General features: G+C 70.1%; 19 protein-coding genes. 11 read left to right on the top strand and 8 right to left on the bottom strand.

Going from position 1 to position 17,163, the window contains the following annotated elements; genetic code table 11:
- Positions 1 to 213 precede the first annotated feature (213 nt).
- The 5 genes from iolC to ACIBVN_RS28920 all read left to right on the top strand — a co-directional run bounded on the left by iolC (position 214) and on the right by ACIBVN_RS28920 (position 5,851).
- Positions 214 to 1,152: a 5-dehydro-2-deoxygluconokinase gene (gene iolC / locus ACIBVN_RS28940; protein WP_397141590.1), complete on the top strand. Its 939-nt coding sequence runs from the start codon at positions 214 to 216 to the stop codon at positions 1,150 to 1,152.
- Complete coding sequence (locus ACIBVN_RS28935) at positions 1,149 to 2,054, top strand: deoxyribose-phosphate aldolase (RefSeq protein ID WP_397141588.1); 906 nt, start codon at positions 1,149 to 1,151, stop codon at positions 2,052 to 2,054. Before iolC ends, ACIBVN_RS28935 begins: the two co-directional genes overlap by 4 nt.
- Entirely contained in the window at positions 2,051 to 2,890 is an 840-nt protein-coding gene (gene iolB / locus ACIBVN_RS28930; protein ID WP_397141586.1) for a 5-deoxy-glucuronate isomerase, read from the top strand. Before ACIBVN_RS28935 ends, iolB begins: the two co-directional genes overlap by 4 nt.
- Positions 2,887 to 4,737 (top strand): 3D-(3,5/4)-trihydroxycyclohexane-1,2-dione acylhydrolase (decyclizing), encoded by a 1,851-nt coding sequence (gene iolD, locus ACIBVN_RS28925; RefSeq protein ID WP_397141584.1) that lies wholly within the window; start codon positions 2,887 to 2,889, stop codon positions 4,735 to 4,737. Before iolB ends, iolD begins: the two co-directional genes overlap by 4 nt.
- Before the next feature lie 61 nt (positions 4,738 to 4,798).
- A complete protein-coding gene (locus ACIBVN_RS28920) occupies positions 4,799 to 5,851 on the top strand; it encodes an AI-2E family transporter (RefSeq protein WP_397141582.1) in 1,053 nt (350 codons plus the stop codon).
- On the opposite strand, the gene ACIBVN_RS28915 is transcribed toward ACIBVN_RS28920, so the two are convergent.
- On the bottom strand, positions 5,796 to 6,398 hold the full coding sequence (locus tag ACIBVN_RS28915; protein WP_397141580.1) for a PadR family transcriptional regulator: 603 nt from the start codon (positions 6,396 to 6,398) through the stop codon (positions 5,796 to 5,798). The two genes, ACIBVN_RS28920 and ACIBVN_RS28915, sit on opposite strands and share 56 nt — an antisense overlap.
- Before the next feature lie 64 nt (positions 6,399 to 6,462).
- Here ACIBVN_RS28915 and ACIBVN_RS28910 point away from each other — a divergent pair, with 64 nt between their 5' ends.
- Positions 6,463 to 6,939 carry a hypothetical protein gene (locus ACIBVN_RS28910; RefSeq protein WP_397141578.1) on the top strand — a complete coding sequence of 159 codons (477 nt, stop codon included), beginning with the start codon at positions 6,463 to 6,465 and terminating at the stop codon, positions 6,937 to 6,939.
- 120 nt (positions 6,940 to 7,059) lie between these two features.
- On the opposite strand, the gene ACIBVN_RS28905 is transcribed toward ACIBVN_RS28910, so the two are convergent.
- Complete coding sequence (locus ACIBVN_RS28905; RefSeq protein ID WP_397141576.1) at positions 7,060 to 7,542, bottom strand: GNAT family N-acetyltransferase; 483 nt, start codon at positions 7,540 to 7,542, stop codon at positions 7,060 to 7,062.
- A 19-nt stretch (positions 7,543 to 7,561) separates the two neighbouring features.
- On the opposite strand from ACIBVN_RS28905, the gene ACIBVN_RS28900 reads away from it, so the two are divergent.
- The gene (locus ACIBVN_RS28900) at positions 7,562 to 8,209 is read left to right on the top strand and encodes an HAD-IA family hydrolase (RefSeq protein WP_397141574.1); all 648 of its coding nucleotides are present in this window, start codon (positions 7,562 to 7,564) and stop codon (positions 8,207 to 8,209) included.
- 58 nt (positions 8,210 to 8,267) lie between these two features.
- Here the strand turns inward: ACIBVN_RS28900 and ACIBVN_RS28895 are convergent, their stop codons facing one another.
- Positions 8,268 to 8,789, bottom strand: coding sequence for a DivIVA domain-containing protein (locus ACIBVN_RS28895; protein WP_397141572.1), 522 nt, complete (start codon positions 8,787 to 8,789; stop codon positions 8,268 to 8,270).
- Between the two features lie 117 nt (positions 8,790 to 8,906).
- Between ACIBVN_RS28895 and ACIBVN_RS28890 the strand changes: the two genes are divergently transcribed.
- From ACIBVN_RS28890 to ACIBVN_RS28880, 3 genes are read left to right on the top strand one after another with little or no spacing between them, the layout of a single operon-like run.
- Positions 8,907 to 9,635, top strand: coding sequence for an ATP-binding cassette domain-containing protein (locus tag ACIBVN_RS28890; RefSeq protein ID WP_397141570.1), 729 nt, complete (start codon positions 8,907 to 8,909; stop codon positions 9,633 to 9,635).
- Positions 9,632 to 10,303, top strand: coding sequence for a hypothetical protein (locus tag ACIBVN_RS28885; RefSeq protein WP_397141568.1), 672 nt, complete (start codon positions 9,632 to 9,634; stop codon positions 10,301 to 10,303). Before ACIBVN_RS28890 ends, ACIBVN_RS28885 begins: the two co-directional genes overlap by 4 nt.
- A 50-nt stretch (positions 10,304 to 10,353) precedes the next feature.
- Positions 10,354 to 11,052: an SGNH/GDSL hydrolase family protein gene (locus ACIBVN_RS28880; protein WP_397141566.1), complete on the top strand. Its 699-nt coding sequence runs from the start codon at positions 10,354 to 10,356 to the stop codon at positions 11,050 to 11,052.
- 349 nt (positions 11,053 to 11,401) lie between these two features.
- Here ACIBVN_RS28880 and rlmN read toward each other — a convergent pair whose 3' ends face one another.
- Positions 11,402 to 12,502 carry a 23S rRNA (adenine(2503)-C(2))-methyltransferase RlmN gene (rlmN, locus tag ACIBVN_RS28875; protein WP_397141564.1) on the bottom strand — a complete coding sequence of 367 codons (1,101 nt, stop codon included), beginning with the start codon at positions 12,500 to 12,502 and terminating at the stop codon, positions 11,402 to 11,404.
- A gap of 107 nt (positions 12,503 to 12,609) precedes the next feature.
- Here rlmN and ACIBVN_RS28870 point away from each other — a divergent pair, with 107 nt between their 5' ends.
- Entirely contained in the window at positions 12,610 to 13,632 is a 1,023-nt protein-coding gene (locus ACIBVN_RS28870) for a suppressor of fused domain protein (RefSeq protein WP_397141562.1), read from the top strand.
- Here ACIBVN_RS28870 and ACIBVN_RS28865 read toward each other — a convergent pair whose 3' ends face one another.
- The 4 genes from ACIBVN_RS28865 to tsf form a co-directional block, all read right to left on the bottom strand.
- Positions 13,633 to 14,472, bottom strand: coding sequence for a phosphatidate cytidylyltransferase (locus ACIBVN_RS28865; RefSeq protein WP_397141560.1), 840 nt, complete (start codon positions 14,470 to 14,472; stop codon positions 13,633 to 13,635).
- Between the two features lie 314 nt (positions 14,473 to 14,786).
- Positions 14,787 to 15,344, bottom strand: coding sequence for a ribosome recycling factor (gene frr, locus ACIBVN_RS28860; protein ID WP_360693974.1), 558 nt, complete (start codon positions 15,342 to 15,344; stop codon positions 14,787 to 14,789).
- A 43-nt stretch (positions 15,345 to 15,387) separates the two neighbouring features.
- A complete protein-coding gene (pyrH, locus tag ACIBVN_RS28855; RefSeq protein WP_349455627.1) occupies positions 15,388 to 16,086 on the bottom strand; it encodes a UMP kinase in 699 nt (232 codons plus the stop codon).
- Positions 16,087 to 16,284: 198 nt separating this feature from the next.
- Complete coding sequence (gene tsf / locus ACIBVN_RS28850) at positions 16,285 to 17,118, bottom strand: translation elongation factor Ts (protein WP_397141557.1); 834 nt, start codon at positions 17,116 to 17,118, stop codon at positions 16,285 to 16,287.
- Positions 17,119 to 17,163: the final 45 nt, after the last annotated feature.

The following is a 17,163-nucleotide window of genomic DNA, read 5'->3' as shown; positions in this document are numbered from 1 at the left end:
CATGACATCCATATGACGTAAAGACCCGGCCATACATCGAGGATGTGCCCGCATGCTGCGCCTTTGCTCCGCCGGCGGGGGAGCTCACAGTCCGACACTACGCGATGTGAGGCGCGCGGGTTTTAATCAAGGCACATTAGGTAACATAGCGGACATCCATATGTCATGACAATATGCCATAGTGTCGACGGTAAGCTCCACCTTGGAGGTGCTTTGTACGACCTGATCACGATCGGCCGCTGCGGCGTCGACGTCTACCCGCTGCAGACCGGCGTCGGCCTGGCCGACGTCGAGACCTTCGGCAAGTTCCTCGGCGGCAGCCCGACCAACGTGGCCGTGGCCGCGGCGCGACACGGGCTGCGCTCCGCCGTGATCACCGGCGTGGGAGCGGACCCGTTCGGAGAGTTCGTACGGCGGGCGATCCGCGGCTTCGGCGTGGACGACGCCTTCGTGAGCACCATCGAGGGCCCGCCGACGCCCGTGACGTTCTGCGAGATCTTCCCTCCCGACCACTTCCCGATCTACTTCTACCGCGGCGAGCACCCGCCCGACCTGCAGATCTCCCCTTCCCACCTGGACCTCGAGGCGATCGCGGGCACGAACCTGTTCTGGTTCTCGCTGACCGGGCTGAGCCAGGAGCCGAGCGCCGCCGCCCACGCCGCCGCCCTGTCGGTGCGCAAGTCGGGCTGGACCGTGTTCGACCTCGACTGGCGGCCGGCGCTGTGGGAGTCGCGGGAGGCCGCGCACGAGGCGGTGCGGCGGGCGCTGCCGTACGCGAACGTCGCCGTCGGCAACCTGGACGAGGTGGAGACCGCGGTGGGCGTGCGCGACCCGGAGGCCGCCGCGCAGGCGCTCCTGGACGCGGGCGTGAAAGTGGCCGTGGTGAAAATGGGCCCCGAGGGGGTTCTCGCGCGTACCTCTGAGGAAAGTGCCTTGGTGGAGCCGGTGGAGGTGAAGGTGGTCAACGGCATCGGAGCGGGCGACGCGTTCGGCGGCGCGCTCTGCCTCGGGCTGCTGCGCGGCTGGCCGCTGGAGCGCACGGTGAGCTTCGCCAACGCGGCCGGCGCATTCGTGGCCGCCCGCCTGGCCTGCGCCGACGCGATGCCGTCCGCGGCGGAAGTGGAAGACCTGCTGAACGGGGCGGGCTCTTGAGCGACATCACACTGCCCAGGTCCGCCGGATACGAACGGCTCACCCACATCAGGGCGACCCGCCCTGAGGAGATCGCCGAGGCCGCGGCCCGGCGGCAGCGGCGCGGCCTGCCGGGCGAGGGCGAGCGGCTGCTGATCATCGCCGCCGACCACCCGGCCCGCGGCTCCCTGGCCGTGCGGGACCGGCCGCTGGCCATGGCCAGCCGCACGGACCTGCTCGACCGCCTCCAGGTGGCGCTCTCCCGCCCCGGCGTGGACGGCATCCTGGCCTCACCCGACGTGCTGGAGGACCTGCTCCTGCTGGGCGCGCTGGAGGACAAGCTGGCCTTCGGCTCCATGAACAGGGGCGGCCTGCAGGGCTCGGTCTTCGAGGCGGACGACCGCTTCACCGGCTTCGACGCGGCCTCCATCGACGCGATGCGCCTGGACGGCGGCAAGATGCTCTGCCGCATCGACCCCAACGACCACGCCACCGTGTCCACCCTGGAGTCCTGCGCCCGCGCGGTGACGGACCTGGCCCGCCGCCGCCTGATGGCCATGGTGGAGCCCTTCTGGTCGCTGCGCACGGAGTCGGGGGCGCTGCGCAACGACCTGTCGCCCGAGGCCGTGATCCGGGCGATCAGCGTCGCCCAGGCGCTCGGCGCGACCTCGGCGTACACGTGGCTCAAGATCCCGGCCGTGGCGGAGATGGAGCGCGTGATGGCCGCAACCACGCTGCCCGCCCTGCTGCTCGGCGGCGATCCGCCGGACATCGACGCCGCCTATGCCGACTGGCACCGCGCCCTCGCCCTTCCCGGGGTACGGGGCCTCGTGGTGGGCCGCGCCCTGCTCTACCCGCCGGACGACGACGTGGCGACCGCGGTGGACGGCGCCGCGGCCCTGGTTCGGGAGGCTCGCAAATGACATACGTTCCGTACGGCAAGGCCGCCAACGGCCCCTGGTCGGTCGAGATCACGCCGGCCATGGCCGGCTGGACATACTCGGGTCTGCGCGTCCTGGACCTGACGGATGCCCCGGTCTCCTTCGACACGGGCGAGGAGGAAATGCTGGTCCTCCCGCTCTCCGGCTCCTGCACGGTGACGATCCCGGCCGACACGTTCGTGCTGGCGGGCAGGGATTCTGTGTTCGACGGGCCGAGCGACTTCGCCTACATCCCGATCGACACGCAGGTGACCATTCAGGGCGCCGGGCGGATCGCCCTGCCCTCGGCCCGCGCCACCCGCGCTCTCGAGCCGCGTTACGTGCCCGCCACCGAGGTCTCGGTCGAGATCCGCGGCGCGGGCCAGGCCAGCCGCCAGGTGAACAACTTCGCCGCCCCCGACGCCTTCGACTGCCACAAGCTCATGGCCGTGGAGGTCCTCACCCCGGACGGCAACTGGTCGTCGTACCCGCCGCACAAACACGACACCGACAATCCGGGCGAGGCGGTCCTGGAGGAGATCTACTACTTCGAGGTGCGCGACCAGGGCATCGGCTACCAGCGCGTCTACTCCTCCGAGCGCGGCCACATCGACACTCTCGCCGAGGTCTCCTCCGGCGACGTCGTCCTGGTCCCGTACGGCTACCACGGCCCCGCCATGGCCGCGCCCGGCTACGACCTGTACTACCTGAACGTCCTGGCGGGCCCGGCGGAGCAGCGTTCGATGGCGTTCTGCGACGATCCGCGCCACGCCTGGATCCGCTCCTCCTGGGAAGCTCAGCCCACCGATCCCAGACTGCCGTTCGGGAGGACCTCATGACACAGCTGACGGTCGCGCAGGCCGTCGTACGCTTCCTGGCCCAGCAGTGGAGCGAGCGCGACGGAGTGGAGCACAGGTTCTTCGGCGGCATCTGCGGCATCTTCGGCCATGGCAACGTCGCCGGGCTCGGCCAGGCGCTGGCCACCTCCACCGAGGACCTCCCCTACCACCTGAGCCGTAACGAGCAGGCCATGGTCCACACGGCCGCCGCCTACGCCCGGGCCGCCAACCGCCTGGCCACCCTGGCCTGCACCACCTCCATCGGCCCCGGCGCGACCAACATGATCACCGGCGCGGCCGGCGCGACGATCAACCGGCTGCCGGTGCTGCTGCTGCCCGGCGACATCTTCTCCACCCGCGTGGCCGGCCCGGTGCTGCAGGAGCTGGAGGATCAGCGCTCGTACGACATCTCCGTCAACGACTGCTTCAAGCCGGTCTCTCGCTACTGGGACCGGATCAACCGCCCCGAGCAGCTCCCGTCCGCGCTGCTGGCCGCCATGCGCGTGCTCACCGACCCGGCAGAGACCGGCGCGGTGACGCTGGCGCTGCCGCAGGACGTGCAGGCGGAGGCGTACGACTGGCCGGAGGAGCTGTTCGCCCGCCGCGTGTGGCACATCCCCAGGCCCAGCCCCGAGCGGGCGGCCGTGTTCAGGGCGGCCCAGCTGGTCAAGTCGGCCTCGCGCCCGCTGATCGTGGCCGGCGGCGGGACGATCTACAGCGAGGCCACGGAGCAGCTGCGGATCTTCGCCGAGACGTACGGCATCCCGGTGGCCGAGACGCAGGCGGGCAAGGGCGCGCTCCCCTACGGGCACCCGCTCGCCATGGGGGCGATCGGCGCCACCGGCACCACGGCGGCCAACGCGCTGGCCCGCGAGGCCGACCTGATCATCGGCGTCGGCACCCGCTACAGCGACTTCACCACGGCATCCCGGACGATCTTCGCGCCCGATGCCCGGTTCCTGAACCTCAACGTCACCGCCTTCGACGCGGCCAAGCTGTCGGGCATGCAGCTGGTGGCCGACGCCCGCGAGGGGCTCGCGGACCTGGTCGAGGCGTTCGCGGGCTGGAGCGGCCCGCCTGGCGCCTACCGCGAGCGGGCCGCCGAGCTGACCCGTGAGTGGGACGCGGCCGTGGACCACGCGTACGCGCTGGAGGGCACGCCGCTGCCCCAGTCCGCGGTGATCGGCGCGGTCAACGCGGCGGCGGGCGACGACGGCGTGGTGGTGTGCGCGGCCGGTTCGATGCCCGGCGACCTGCACAAGCTCTGGCGGCCGAGCGGTCCGGGCAGCTACCACGTCGAGTACGGCTACTCCTGCATGGGCTACGAGATCGCCGGCGGCCTGGGCGTCAAGATGGCGGCTCCGGAGCGCGAGGTGTTCGTCATGGTGGGCGACGGCTCCTACCTGATGATGGCCCAGGAGCTCGTCACGGCGGTCTCCGAGGGGATCAAGCTGGTCGTCGTCCTGGTGGACAACTCCGGTTTCGCCTCCATCGGCCGGCTGTCGGAGAGCGTCGGCGGGGAGCGGCTCGGCACCTCCTACCGGAGCCGCGACGGCGGCCCGCTGCCGGTCGACCTCGCCGCCAACGCGGCCAGCCTCGGCGCGTCGGTGCTGCGCCCCGAGTCGGTCGCCGACCTGCGCAAGGCCCTCGACGCGGCCCGTTCGGCGACCGAGACCACGGTGATCTACGTCCGCACCGATCCGATGGCGGACGACGTGCCGTCCTCCGAGGCGTGGTGGGACGTGCCCGTGGCGGCGGTCGGCACGACGGACTCGACCCGGGCGGCGCGGGAGACGTACGAGGTGAACAAGCTCTCCCAGCGTCCCCACCTCACTCCGCCCGGCTGACCAGGGTTGCCGCCGATCCCGCTGGGGAAGGCCTCTGACCAGGCAGAACAGGGGGCAGGGGATGAGGCCGTGGCGGCTGCTCGGTTGGCTCGTGGTGATCGCGGTGGCCGGTTTCTGCCTCTATCACGTGCGCACGGTGGCCGTCTCGATCGTCATCGGCGTGTTCATCACGGCGCTGCTCCTGCCCCCCGCCCGCTGGCTCAGGTCACGCGGGCTGAGCCGCGCCCTGTCCACCACGATCGTCTTCGCGGGCGGCCTCGTGCTGGCGGCGGGCCTGTTCGCCCTGGTGGTGCCGCCCACCATTGACAGCGTGTCCCAGCTGCGGACCAGCGTCGGCAAGGTGCTCGACGACCTGTACCAACTGACCGCCAGGTTCGGGCTCGCCCCCCGGCAGCTGGCCGAGCAGGCCAGGGATTACCTGGCCGGCCAGGGCCGCCAGATCACCACCGGCGCGCTGGCCGGGCTCAGGACGGTGGGCGAGATCGTCGTCGGGGCGGTGCTGGCGATCATCCTGTCGGTGTACTTCGTGCACGGCGGCGACCGGCTCTTCCGCTGGCTCGTGGACCTCGCGCCCGCCTCGGCCAGGACCCGCCTCACCGAGGCCGGTCACCTGGTCATCACCGTGGTCGGCCGCTACATCCGCGGGATCGCGCTGGTGGGCGCGGTGGACGCGCTCTTCATCGGATCCGCCCTGTGGATCATGGGAGTGCCGATCGCGTTGCCGCTGGCGGTGCTGACGTTCGTGGGGGCGTACCTGCCGGTGGTGGGCGCGTTCGTCGCGGGGCTGCTGGCCGCGGTGGTGGCGCTCGTGGCCAAGGGCTGGCTGGTGGCGCTCATCGTGGTCGGGGTGACCGTGGCGGTGCAGCAGATCGAGGGGCACGTGCTGGCCCCGCAGATCTACGGCAGGGCCCTGGACCTGCCCGGAGCGGTCATCCTGGTCGCCATCGCGGTGGGCAGCCTGGTCGCGGGCATCATCGGCGCGTTCCTGGCCGCCCCGGTGGCGGGAGTGATCGTGGCCCTGCTCCGGAGCTCGAGAGGTCCGGCCGGTCACGCGGAGGTCAAGACGCCTCCCACCCGCCCGCAGCCCCCGCCAGCGACGCCTGCGACCAGGTGAGCCGCCCGGCCCGCAGGTCCTCGATGACGGCGCGCAGCCACCGGCTCTCCGTGGCCGTCATCTCCCGCAGGTATTCGACCTCCAGCATGGTGACGCGCGGCAGACCTGCCTCGGCGGCCAGAGTCGCGTCCAGCCCGGCCAGCGTCTGGGCGACCGCCTGCTCGCGCCGCTCGAACACCTCGGCCAGCTCTTCCGGGGTGAGCAGGAGAGCGTTCGTCAGTGCCGCGGGGAACTGCGGGAACTCCTGCTTGGGCGTGCTGAGCATCTCGTCCAGCCACTTGCGCAGCGCCGCCTCGCCCTCATCGGTGAGCTCGTAGACCGTGCGCTCGGGGTACTGCTGGTCGCGCCCCGTCTCGCGGACCCTGATCAGGCCGCCCTCCAGCAGCCGGTCAATGGTCCGGTAGAGGCCGGCCCGCTGGCCGACGTTGACCACCAGGTCCTTGCCCCACTGCTTGAGCAGACGCTGGATGCCGTACGGATGCAGCGGCCGGTAGCGCAGGAGGGCCAGCACGGTCAGGGCGAGCGGCGAACCGCGATCGAGAGCCATGCACCAATACTAGCCCCAAAGTTACTAGTTGACGAAGGACTAGTTTCAATGCAACTATCGAGCCATGAGCGATGTTGAGCGAATCCACTCCGACCACGCAGTCACCCGACGTCTGGGCAACTGGACCACCGCGAGCCGCTTCGAGGTCCGCACCCGTTACGGCCAGAGCACCATCGACCTGCGCTCCCCTGACCTGCCCGACGACCTGGAGCTCCGGCTCGACCTCGACCATGGCGTGGTCAAGCTGCTGGTTCCCGATGACGCCACCGTCGACCACTGGGACCTGCAGTGGACCGGCAGGGGCAAGGTCAAGGACTACGAGGCGCCCAAGGAGAGCACCGGGCGGCGCATCCGCCTGATCGGCACGGCGGTCACGAGCGAGGTCCGCGTTGCGCGCCGCGGGGTCGCGATCATCACCGCGATGATGTCCCGCGAGTACTTCCGCGACGTCCGCCAGGCCCAGAAGAACGGCACCCACCCCACGGTCGACGACCCCGCACGCAAGCTGGAGCCGGCGGGCTGCAAGACCTCCCGGTCCTGATCATCGGCTCCGCGGGTCTCGCCTCAGCGCTCTTCCTCCCCCATCAGGGCGTGCCCTGCCCGCCGGTCGACCGCCGTGCCGACCGTGGGCAGGGCCAGGGGCTCAACCCCGCACCCTCAGTCAGAGGGGAAGCTCCAGCTCCAGCTCGTGCCGGATCGGGATGCCGTCGGACTCGGCGGGGATGCCCGGTTTGAGCTGGCGCGCCCGGTCCACGCCGTGCCGGTGCAGGGCGACCAGGTCGAAGCCGTAGCGCTGGTAGAAGCGCAGCGCGTGCGTGTTGTCGTTGGTGGTGACCAGCCAGAGCCGGGCCGCCCCGCACTCGGTGGCCGCGGCGCGCACCGCGTCGAGCAGCGCCACGCCGACCCCCTTGCCGGGGATCACGGCGTCGATCGTGATGATCTCCACGGAGTCTCCGCGCTGCGCGTAGGTGATGATCCCGGCCAGCTCACCGTCGATCTCGGCGATGAAACCGGGCTGGGTGGCGGCGTCGATCAGCTCACCCCGGCCCAGCGCGACCACGGTGGCGCCGCCCCAGCTCTCGGTCAACACCCGGGTCACTCTCGCGAGATCTTGTGGCTCGATCGCCCGCACGGATATCGCCATGTGCAACATTATGAGATCTATGCGATGGGCAACGTTCGACTGTTTCGGGACACTTGTCGACTGGCGGCACGGCATCCGCACCAGCGCCGAACTGATCGCGCCTGGTCAGGGGGCGCGGCTGCTGGAGGCGTACAACCGGCATGAGCACGCCGTGCAGGCCGAGTCTCCGGCACTCCGCTACCGCCACGTGCTCGCCGAGACGCTGCGCAGGGCCTGCGCCGAGGAGAAGGTCGAGCTGAATGAGGACGACGCCTCGGTGCTGGCCGCGACGATCCCTTACTGGCCGGTCTTCCCCGAGGTCGGCGCCGAACTGGCGGCGCTGCGCACGGCGGGCTGGCACCTGGCGCTGCTCACCAACTGCGACCGCGACCTCATCGCCGAGACGCGGCGGCGGCTGCCCATGCCGTTCGACGCGGTGGTGACCTCGGAGGACGTGGGCGCCTACAAGCCGTCCGACGCCCACTTCGAGGCGTTCAGGCGCTCGTACGAGCCGACGACATGGGTTCATGTGGCGCAGAGCTACTTTCACGACATGGTGCCCGCGCACCGGCTGGACATCCCACGGGTGTGGATCAACCGCCAGGGCGAACGACCTGAGGACGAGAAGATCATCCAGCAGGCCCTGCCCGACCTCGGCGGGCTGCTCGCAGCGGTCGAGAACGCCTAGCCGCGCTGCTCGGGCGGGCGAGAACGCATAGCTGCCCTCCTCGGGCAGGCGAGAACGCCTAGCCGCGCTGCTCCAGCACGTCGGCGATGCCTGAGAGAAAGGCGTCCACGTCGGAGATCAGGTAACCGGACCTGAACAGCACGGTCGAGAACCTCGCCTCCCGGACCTCCTTGGCCGTCACGGGGAACTCGGTCGTCCCGCGCAGGGTGGCCACGATGCGGTCGAGGAAGGCGTCGATCTCGTCCTCGTTGTAGCCGGTGCCCATGCGACCCGGGCGGAAGGCCACCCGTTCGACGCGCGCCGCCTGGGTCTCGAACCACTCCTCGCGCAGCATCTCACCGGTGGGCTCGGCCATGGCCAGCCGTACCGGACGTTTGGCCTGGGTCTCCAGCGCCACCACGAACGCCTCCAGGGCGAAGTCGACCGCGGTCTCGTGATAGCCGCCGCGCTTGGCGCGGAACGTGGCCCGGCGCACGTCGTCGGCCGTGACGGGCTCCATGGCGTGCGGGCCCCGGCCGAGCGTCGACTCGATCCGCCCGATCAGGGCGTCGACCTCGGCGGGGTCATAGCCTGAACGCATACCCATGACGCGCGGAAAGCGATTCAAGCCCACTCCTCTTGAGAACGTGCTGGGGGTGCCTCCATTGTGGGGCTCTTTATCACGACGATGCGACCCGACATATAGCTTTGCAGGATCATGCAGCTGTCCAAGGTCTCTTTTCGCTACCGAAGACGCGGTCCGTTAGTCATCCAGGACGCCGACGCGCGGCTCGCCCCCGGCGACGTGATCGAGCTGGCCGGCGTGAACGGGGCAGGCAAGTCGACCCTGCTCCGGCTCCTGGCGGGCCTCGCCCGGCCGACGACCGGCACGATCGCCGGCCGCCCCGAAGTCGTCGGCTTCGCCCCCGACCGGTTCCCCACCGCCCAGCCGTTCACGGTGACCGCCTACCTGCGCCACATGGCCCGGGTACGCGGCGGCGCCCGCTGGGAGCCGTGGGCCGAGCGCCTCAACATGGACCACCTCCTCAACGTCCCCCTCGGTGAGCTGTCGAAGGGCAGCGCGCACAAGGTCGGCCTGGTCCAGGCGCTGATGGCCGAGCCGGGGCTGCTGATCCTGGACGAGCCGTTCGCCGGGCTCGACGCCGGCACGCGCGAGGCGCTGCCCGCGATCGCCGCCGAGGTGGCGGCCCGCGGCGGCATCGTCATCGCCAGCGACCACCAGGGCGGCCTGCGCGCCCTTCCCGTCGTCCGGCACTGGTCGCTGGTGGACGGCCACCTCAAGGAGGGCACGGCGGCACCTCTCCAGGAGAGCGAGGACCGGGAGGCGGTCGTGGCCGTCACCGTGCCCGAGGCCGAGCTCCACCACTTCCTCACCAGGATGCGCGCCGAGGGCTATCAGGCCCGCGAGATCGAGGAGACCGGATGATCGCCCTGGCCGCGTTCCGCCTGGCCGCCTACGTCCGCTCGCACCGCGTGTACCAGGCACTCCTCCTGGCCCTGGCCATGCTGGCGATCGTCTACGGCAGCCGGGCGCCGCGGGGCGCGGAGGCGGCCGTGCTCACGGACGGCGCCGTGCTGATCATTCCGATCCTGGCCTGGGCCGCCAGGAGCCTCCTCGACACCGAGCCCGACCGGCAGCGCGAGCTGTCCGCGGTCCAGGCGGGCGGCTGGGGCAGGGAGGTGGCGGCTGGCCTGGCGGCGGCGTTCGCGGCGTGCACGGCGCTCGCGGCGCTCAGCCTGGGCTGGGCGCTCCTGCTCGGCGTCAGCCAGTCCCCGACCGGCCCCGTGCTGGCCGCCGTCCTCGTCCTGCACGTTCTGGCCACGCTCACCGGAACCGCGCTGGGCGCGCTCACCAGCCGCTCGGTCGTCCGCTCTCCCGCCGTCTCGATCATGGCGTTGCTGCTCGGGTTCATGGCGATGCTGCTGCTCAGCGCCTCGTCCCTGCATTGGCTGACCGTGCCGCTCATCGCGTGGATGAAGGCGGCGAACGCAGGTCACCTCCTCGACCAGCTCCCCGAGCTCGCGGCTGTCTCCCTGTTCTGGTGCCTGATCGGCCTCGGGGCGTACGTATGGCTCCGGCGTAGGGTAGGTTAGTGAGCACTCACCCACTCTGAGCGGAGGAGGCAACGGTGAAGGTGATCTGCATGGGTGACAGCATCACCCGCGCACAGGTGAGCGCAGACTACGTGGCCATGCTCTGCGCCCGGCTGCCCCAGGCGGCCGTGATCAATGCCGGGGTCAACTACGAGCCGTCCTCGGAAACGGTGAAGCGGCTGGACGACGTCGTCGGGCAGGACCCGGACGTGGTGACCGTGCTGATCGGCACCAACGACGCCAACTCCACACTCAGCCGGAAGCTCGCCAAGACACTGCGCAAGCGCTGGCAGCTCTCCGCGGACCCGACCCCGGAGGGCTACGCCGCCAACCTCACCACCATCGCCAGGAGGCTTCAGGACCAGACGATGGCCCGGGTGGCACTGCTCTCCCTGCCGGTCATCGGCGAGGACCTCAGCTCGGTCCCGGTGCGGCGGGCCGCCGAATACAGCGAGATCGTCCGGCGGGTCGCGGCGCACGAAGGCGTCACGTACCTGCCGCTCAACGAGCGGATGACCGCGTACCTGGAGGAGCAGGGCCGCACGCCCGGCACCCACTACCGCGCGGAGGGCCGGCTGGCGCAGACCGCCGCGATACAGCACTTCCTGCTCGGCCGCAGCCTGGACGCCATCTCCAGGAGCCGCGGCCTCCAGCTCACCACCGACACCGTCCACCTGAACGGCCGGGGCGCCCGCTTGATCGCCGACCTCATCGAGGGCTTCGTCGCCCGCTCGATAGCCCACCACTGACTGCCCGCGTCACCGACCTGCCCGCCGCTGAACACCGCCTCGCGCGGCGGCGGCGTGGGATGCGAAGAGTCCAGACGCCCCCGCCGGAGCTCGGCGTCCCGTCGCATGGAAGCTCGACATCCCGTCGCACGGAAGCCCAGCGCCCCGTCGCACGGAAGCCCAGCATCCGTCTCACGCGGGTTCCCACTCCGTCGCCTTCCGCCGGCACGCCCGCGATCCCCGTGCCGAACGGCCTCTGAGACGTGCACGGCCGCCCTGCACGGTGGCTGGCTGGCCCGCCCCCTCCGGAGCCCTCAAGGAGCTGTGAGGCGCGACCGTAGCAACGCGGCGTGTTCGGGGAAGGAGCAGGCTACTCGGCGGCGGCGAGCTGGCCGCAGGCGCCGTCGATCTCGCGCCCGCGCGTGTCGCGCACCGTCACCGGCACGCCGTGGAACTCCAGCCGCCGCACGAACGCCCGCTCGTCCTCAGGCCGGGAAGCCGTCCACTTCGACCCGGGCGTCGGGTTGAGCGGGATCAGGTTGACGTGCACGAGCTTGCCCTTGACCAGCTTGCCCAGCAGGTCGGCCCGCCACTCCTGGTCGTTGATGTCCTTGATCAGTGCGTACTCGATCGAGATCCGCCGCTTGGTCTTCGCCGCGTACGCCCAGGCGGCGTCGAGAACTTCGGCCACCTTCCACCGCGTGTTGATCGGCACCAGCGTGTCACGCAGCTCGTCGTCGGGCGCGTGCAGCGACAGCGCCAGCGTGACGGGCAGCCCCTCGTCGGCCAGCTTGCCGATCGCGGGCACCAGCCCGACCGTGGAGACGGTGACGCCGCGGGCCGAGATGCCGAGCCCGTGCGGCGCGGGCTCCACCAGCCGGCGGACCGCCCCGATCACCGCCTTGTAGTTGGCCAGCGGCTCCCCCATGCCCATGAACACGACGTTGCTCACTCGCCCCGGTCCGCCGGGCACCTCGCCGGCGGCCAGCGCCCTGGCCCCTGCGACGACCTGCTCGACGATCTCGGCGGTGGACATGTTGCGGGTCAGGCCCGCCTGGCCGGTGGCGCAGAACGGGCAGTTCATGCCACAGCCGGCCTGCGACGACACGCACATCGTGACCCGGTCGGGATAGCGCATGAGCACAGACTCGACCAGCGCCCCGTCGAACAGCCGCCACAGCGTCTTACGCGTCGTGCCCCTGTCGGTGCTCAGCTCCCTGACCGAGGTGAGCAGGTCGGGCAGGAGCGTGGCGAGCTTCTCGCGGGAGGCCGCTGGCAGGTCGGTCATCGCGCCGACGTCGGCGGTGAGGCGCTCGAAGTAGTGGCGGGAGAGCTGGTCGGCGCGGAACGCCTTCTCGCCCAGCTCCGTGACCGCGGCCCGCCGGTCGGCCATCGACAGGTCGGCCAGGTGCCGTGCGGGCTTGGCTCGCCGGGGCGCGACGAAGGTGAGCTGGCCTGGTGGCTGGGACACGTTCCTGCCTTCGCTTGAGGGGCTGTCAATCAGGGTAATGAACGTTCGGATCGGAGGTGACATTCCTGCTCGCGTCATGGTCGCCGCCCGATCTACAGTCATCTCGTATGGCGATTTTCCGGTCGGCATCTGGCGAGGGTGGCGCCGAGGTCGTACTCGCTGTCGGCAACCCGTACGGGAGCCGGACGCTCGTGGTCGAGCGGGACGAGGACTCCTCGGTAGCTTACCTGTGCTCGCCCGACGGCACGGTGCACGGCGCCGTCTGGCTGGCCAACCACCGTCCCGCCCCCACCGTGGTGGATCTGGCCAGGATCAACGCCGGCCTGCCGCCGCTGATGCCCAGGGCCAACACCGCCCACCCGGCCGGCCGCAGGCCGCTCGGGCAGCTCAGCGCGCTGTGGTTCGAGGAGGGGGACGGGGTCGCCCTGTACGAGGACGACGACCTGCTGGCGGTCATCCCCGGCTGGGCCGACATGAGCAGGGGCATGCCCGGTTACGCCCGTGACGCGGTGGGCGAGTCGCCGTTCGCCTGGGCGCTCTCGGAGGCGCTCGAAGGGTTGCGGCCCCGTATCTCCAACGCCAGGTCCTACTGGCGCTGGCGGCACAACGAGGGGTCGTGGCCGTCGTTCCAGCAGTTCGTGATGGGGCATCTGGACCGGGTGCTCGGCCCCGCGGGACGCTACTGGGACGCCAGCGGCGAACGGCTGCCGACAGTCGGGATCACCGAGCGTTCGCCGCACCAGGGCCGCGACTTCACGGTGCTGTCCACGGTCGGGATGAGCTGCCAGCGCATGCCCACCGTCGAGCAGTGGATCGACAAGCCGGGCGCGTACGCCCGGATCGAGCTGGCCGTGGCCACCCGCGAGGACCCGCGGGACGCGGCGCTGCTGCTGGTGTGGCTGTCGCAGTATCCGTGGCACTCCGTCACGTGGCTGGGCCACGGGCATACGGCGAAGTGGTATCACGAGCCCTCGACGTTCCCGCTGGGGCCGCGGTATTCGGGTGTCCTGATGCTGGCCAACGCACCCCACATGCCCGACATGTCGGGATTCGCGTTCGGCGGGGAGGCCGTACGGTGGCTCTGGCTCTCGCCCGTCACCACCGAAGCCCTGGAGGCCCAGAACCGCTGACTAGAAGAACAGGGTCATCAGCAGCCATACCGGCACCAGCGTCGTCACCAGCGAGTCGAGCCGGTCCATCAGGCCGCCGTGGCCGGGCAGGATGGTGCCCAGGTCCTTGATCCCGAGGTCCCGCTTGATCATCGACTCGATCAGGTCGCCCACGGTCGCCAGCAGCGCCGCGAGCCCGCCGATCAGCGCGCCCTGCCAGATCTCGCCGTGCATCAGCCAGGTCACCAGCCAGGCCCCGACCGCCGTGCACGCGACCACCGATCCGGCGAACCCCTCCCAGGTCTTCTTGGGGCTGATCACCGTCATCTTGTGCCGGCCGAACAGCACACCGGCGACGTAGCCGCCGATGTCGCTGGCCACGGTCACCGCGATGAAGATCAGCACCCGGTGGTCGCCGTCCTCGGGACGCAGCAGCAAGGCCACGAACGCCGCCAGCATGGCCGGATAGAACAGCGTGAACACCGAGGCCGACGCGTCCCGCACGTAGCCCTCGGTCCCTTCGCTGAACATGCGCCAGATCAGCAGCACGAACGCGAACACCGCGAACGTGGCCAGCAGCCACACCGGCCCGCCCCAGTACGCCGTCGCCTGCATCGCCGCCATCCCCGCGAGCACCGGCACGGCGGGCACCTTGATCTGGCGGGTCGCGAACGCCTTGGACAGCTCCAGCACGCCGACGCCCACAGCCCCCACGAGCACCAGGAGGAACAGCTCCTTGATCGTGTAGAGGGAGCCCACGACAAGCGCGCCCAGCACCACACCGACCGCGATCGCGGCGGGCAGGTTCCTTCCGGTACGGCTGCCGCCGCTCGAGCTGGTGCCAGCCGTACGGTTATTCACAGAGTTCTCCAAAAGCCACGGCCCCCGCCCCGGGGCGAGGGCCGTAGATGCAAGAGCCGCCACCCACGACAGCCCGCCATAGGTGCAAGGGCCGCCACCCACGACGACCCACCGCAGGTGCAAGCCCGCTACCTGCAGCGGCCCGCCGTAGGTGCAAAAGGACCGCTACCTGCGACGGCCCGCTGAACGCGGCCCGCCGTAGGTGCAAAAGGACCGCCACCTGCGACGGCCCGCCGAACGCGGCCCGCCGTAGGTGCAAAACCACCGCCACCTGCGACGGCCCGCCGAACGCGGTCCGCCCCGCGGTGTGCCGCTCAGACTTCGAGCAGCTCGGCTTCCTTGTGCTTGAGCAGCTCATCGATCTTCGCGACGTGCTTCTGGGTGAGGTCGTCGAGCTCCTTCTCGGCCCGCCTGACCTCGTCCTCGCCCGCCTCGCCATCCTTGATCATCTTGTCGAGGATCTCCTTGGCGGAGCGGCGGATGTTGCGTACCGACACCTTGGCGTGCTCGCCCTTGTTCCTGGCGACCTTGATGTACTCCTTGCGCCGCTCCTCGGACAGCTCCGGGAACGTCACGCGGATCACCTGACCGTCGTCGGTGGGATTGACGCCGAGGTCGGAGTCGCGGATGGCCTTCTCAATGGCGCCCATCGAGCTCTTGTCATAAGGCTGGATCAGAACCATGCGCGCCTCCGGCACGTGGAACGACGCCAGTTGCTGGATGGGCGTCGGCGTGCCGTAGTACTCAGCGTTGATCTTGTTGAACATCGAGGGGGTGACGCGGCCCGTACGGATGGTCGCGAAGTCCTCCTTCGCGACCGAGACGGCCTTGTCCATTTTTTCCTCGGCTTCGAGGAGGGTTTCGTCGATCACAGCGGCTCCCTGTCTACTAGCTGGCGGTGTCGGGCTCGCTCCCTCATTTGCCTGTGGGACTCACCAGCGTGCCGATTTTCTCACCGCGTACCGCTCGCAGGATGTTGCCCTCGCCCATGAGGTCGAAGACCACGATCGGCAGGTCGTTGTCCTTGCACAGGCTGATCGCGGTGGCGTCCATGACCGCGAGGTCGCGGAGCAGCACCTCGCCGTAGTCAAGATGGTCGAACCTGACCGCATCCGGATTTTTCCGTGGATCGGAGTCGTAGATCCCGTCCACCTGCGTCCCCTTGAGCAGCGCCTCAGCGCCGATCTCCAGGGCTCGCTGGGACGCCGCGGTGTCGGTGGAGAAGTACGGCGAGCCGAGCCCGGCGCCGAAGATGACCACGCGGCCCTTCTCGAGGTGCCTGATCGCGCGGCGCGGCAGGAACGGCTCGGCCACTTGCTGCATGGTGATGGCGGTCTGCACGCGTGTCTCGACGCCCCGCCGTTCGAGGAAGTCCTGGAGGGCGAGGCAGTTGATGACCGTGCCGAGCATGCCCATGTAGTCGGCCCTGGCCCGGTCGATGCCTCCCTGCGACAGGGTGGCGCCGCGGAACATGTTGCCGCCGCCGACCACGACCGCGACCTGCACGCCCTCCTTGACCGCCTCGGTGATCGAGTCAGCCAGGTGATCGACGACCACCGGATCGATGCCCAGCGGCTCGCTCCCGGCGAACGCCTCTCCTGACAGCTTCAGCATCACCCGCTTCCACCTCAGTGGACTTTGCGGGTTTTGAGATGAGGAAGCCGCCGTCCGTGTGGATTCGTGGGCTGGCTCCCGGTGGTCCTGCACGGCGGCGGCCTCCTTCGTTCGGTGGGGCGGTGGGGCTTGTGGCTCTGTCTCTTGCCTCAGCTGCTGGGCTTGTGCCCAGCTGGTAGCTGGTGGGCTCGACTAAGCCTAAGCCTGACCGACCTTGAAGCGGACAAAGGCCTGGACCTCGACGCCGTTCTCCTCGGCGTACTTGCCCACGCTCTTCTTGTTGTCCTTGACAAAGGCCTGCTGGACAAGCGTGAAGTCCTTGTACCAGCCGTTCACGCGGCCCTCGACGATCTTGCCGATGGCGGCCTCGGGCTTGCCCTCCTCGCGGGTCATCTCCTCGAAGAGCTTGCGCTCCTTCTCGACGACCTCGGCGGGAACGGCGGCAGGCTTGAGGTACTGCGGGGCCATCGCGGCGGCGTGCTGCGCGATGTCCTTGGCGACCTCTGCGTTCGGCTTGTCGAGCTGGACCAGCACGCCGACCGTCGGAGGCAGCGCCGGGTCGGTCTTGTGCATGTAGGCGCCGATGTAGCCGCCCTCGAGCACCGCGAACCGGCGGATCTCGATCTTCTCGCCGAGCGCGGCGTTGGCGGTGTCGAGGTGCTCCTTGACGCTCTTGCCGTCGAAGGACGACTCGAGCAGCGTCGCCACGTCGGCGGGCTTGGTCTCGAGGATGTGCGCCACGACCTGGCCGGCAAGCTCCTGGAAGCGCTCGCCCTTGGCCACGAAGTCGGTCTCACAGTTGAGCTCGAGCAGCGCGGCGGCGGAGTCGCCGTCCTGCTTGAGCGCGACGAGGCCGTTGGAGGCGGTACGGGCCTCGCGCTTGCCCACGTCCTTGGCGCCCTTGAGGCGCAGCAGCTCGATCGCGCGGTCGAAGTCGCCCTCAGACTCTTCAAGCGCCTTCTTGCAGTCCATCATGCCGGCAGCGGTGATCTCGCGAAGCCGCTTGACATCGGCCATGTTCACGGAAGCCATTGCTTTTCCTTGTGGGATTTCGTCGTCGTCGTCGTGGATCGGGTG

The organism is Nonomuraea sp. NPDC049400 (genome assembly GCF_044466425.1).
Classification (GTDB): domain Bacteria; phylum Actinomycetota; class Actinomycetes; order Streptosporangiales; family Streptosporangiaceae; genus Nonomuraea.
Note: the sequence above shows the minus strand (reverse complement) of the source record. Positions and strands in the feature narration are given on the sequence as shown.

Coding starts and splice junctions, on each gene's coding strand:
- iolB (WP_397141586.1), top strand. CDS start 2,051: ATGACATACGTTCCGTACGGCAAGGCCGCCAACGGCCCCTGGTCGGTC.
- iolD (WP_397141584.1), top strand. CDS start 2,887: ATGACACAGCTGACGGTCGCGCAGGCCGTCGTACGCTTCCTGGCCCAG.
- ACIBVN_RS28920 (WP_397141582.1), top strand. CDS start 4,799: ATGAGGCCGTGGCGGCTGCTCGGTTGGCTCGTGGTGATCGCGGTGGCC.
- ACIBVN_RS28915 (WP_397141580.1), bottom strand. CDS start 6,398: ATGGCTCTCGATCGCGGTTCGCCGCTCGCCCTGACCGTGCTGGCCCTC.
- ACIBVN_RS28910 (WP_397141578.1), top strand. CDS start 6,463: ATGAGCGATGTTGAGCGAATCCACTCCGACCACGCAGTCACCCGACGT.
- ACIBVN_RS28905 (WP_397141576.1), bottom strand. CDS start 7,542: ATGGCGATATCCGTGCGGGCGATCGAGCCACAAGATCTCGCGAGAGTG.
- ACIBVN_RS28900 (WP_397141574.1), top strand. CDS start 7,562: ATGCGATGGGCAACGTTCGACTGTTTCGGGACACTTGTCGACTGGCGG.
- ACIBVN_RS28895 (WP_397141572.1), bottom strand. CDS start 8,789: ATGCGTTCAGGCTATGACCCCGCCGAGGTCGACGCCCTGATCGGGCGG.
- ACIBVN_RS28890 (WP_397141570.1), top strand. CDS start 8,907: ATGCAGCTGTCCAAGGTCTCTTTTCGCTACCGAAGACGCGGTCCGTTA.
- ACIBVN_RS28885 (WP_397141568.1), top strand. CDS start 9,632: ATGATCGCCCTGGCCGCGTTCCGCCTGGCCGCCTACGTCCGCTCGCAC.
- ACIBVN_RS28880 (WP_397141566.1), top strand. CDS start 10,354: ATGGGTGACAGCATCACCCGCGCACAGGTGAGCGCAGACTACGTGGCC.
- ACIBVN_RS28870 (WP_397141562.1), top strand. CDS start 12,610: ATGGCGATTTTCCGGTCGGCATCTGGCGAGGGTGGCGCCGAGGTCGTA.
- pyrH (WP_349455627.1), bottom strand. CDS start 16,086: ATGCTGAAGCTGTCAGGAGAGGCGTTCGCCGGGAGCGAGCCGCTGGGC.
- tsf (WP_397141557.1), bottom strand. CDS start 17,118: ATGGCTTCCGTGAACATGGCCGATGTCAAGCGGCTTCGCGAGATCACC.